We start from the raw sequence: 1,237 nt of genomic DNA, 5'->3' as shown, positions 1-1,237 counted from the left end.
GTGCTGAATTCATCATGGTCTATCCGCCAGGGATTCCGATTTTTATACCTGGTGAACTGATAACAGAAGATAATATCACTTACATTCAGAAAAATATCGAAGTTGGTCTACCAGTTCAAGGTCCAGAGGATCCAGAAATTAAATATTTACGCATTATTAAAAACTGATTGAATATCAAAAACCAGAGCATAAACAAACTGCTCTGGTTTTTTTATGCTTATTATGATGTTTTAATCGTAAAAGAGCGTTTCTCCTCTTCGCCTTCCTAACCGACTTTATCAAAGCTTCCATATTTCTCTTGAACGAATACCAAAGCGCAGGCCCCCAAAATGCACTTTCCCGCAAGTTAGAACGACAGAATCTTATAACTTTACCCTAGGATTGCAGTTTTCCATTCTTCCGCAGCTTGGGGGTACCGGCCCTTACCTATGAACAAAGTTTATTTAAAAATTGTAATGTCCGTTCATGCCCTGTATGTTCAAAAATTTGTTGAGGTGTTCCTTCTTCAACGATTACACCTTTATCAATAAATACGACTTTATCCGCTGCTTCACGCGCAAAATTCATTTCATGTGTCACTACAACCATGGTCATTCCTTCTTTAGCAAGTTCTTTCATGACCTTTAGAACCTCACCAACTAACTCAGGATCTAACGCGGAAGTAGGTTCATCAAAAAGCAGAACTTCAGGTTCCATTGCCATCGCCCGTGCAATTCCTACACGTTGTTGTTGTCCACCGGATATCTGGGATGGATAGTGGTTCGCCCGTTCCGATAATCCTACCTTTTCGAGCAATTGAAGAGCCTTCGTACGAGAGGCTTCCTTGTCTTGTTTACGAACGTAAATAAGACCTTCCATAACATTTTCAAGTGCAGTCATATGAGGGAACAAATTGTAACCTTGGAAAACCATACCCGTTTGTTGACGGAACTTAATCACCTTATCTTTTGGAACTGGTTTTTTATCCTGAAAATCCAAAGAAAACTTTCCAAGCTTAATGGTCCCTTTTGTAGGCGTTTCCAATAAATTCAGGCAACGTAACAAGGTTGTTTTCCCTGAACCCGATGGCCCAATAATACAAACTGTATTGCCTTCCTCAATTTTTAGATCGATTCCCTTTAAAACCTCTGTTTGTCCAAATTGTTTATGCAGGTTCTTTATTTCAATCATGTATATTTCCCCCTATCAAATTAGCCCGTCACATAACGATCGAGTCGTTTTTCCATCTGTCCTTGTG

2 protein-coding genes are annotated in these 1,237 nt (G+C 39.5%); one reads left to right on the top strand and one right to left on the bottom strand.

Translation table 11 applies throughout. The annotated features are described in order from the left end of the window. A partial coding sequence (locus AC1DUW_RS29570) for an Orn/Lys/Arg family decarboxylase (protein WP_477644271.1) occupies positions 1-167 on the top strand: 167 nt, incomplete at its 5' end. Between the two features lie 259 nt (positions 168-426). Here AC1DUW_RS29570 and AC1DUW_RS29565 read toward each other — a convergent pair. Beyond that, entirely contained in the window at positions 427-1,170 is a 744-nt protein-coding gene (locus AC1DUW_RS29565) for an amino acid ABC transporter ATP-binding protein (protein WP_053345177.1), read from the bottom strand. Positions 1,171-1,237: the final 67 nt, after the last annotated feature.

Source organism: Peribacillus sp. P4_C12 (assembly GCF_056402095.1).
The sequence above is the reverse complement of the archived record's forward strand: the minus strand, read 5'-3'. Positions and strand labels throughout refer to the sequence as shown.

Coding starts and splice junctions, on each gene's coding strand:
- AC1DUW_RS29565 (WP_053345177.1), bottom strand. CDS start 1,170: ATGATTGAAATAAAGAACCTGCATAAACAATTTGGACAAACAGAGGTT.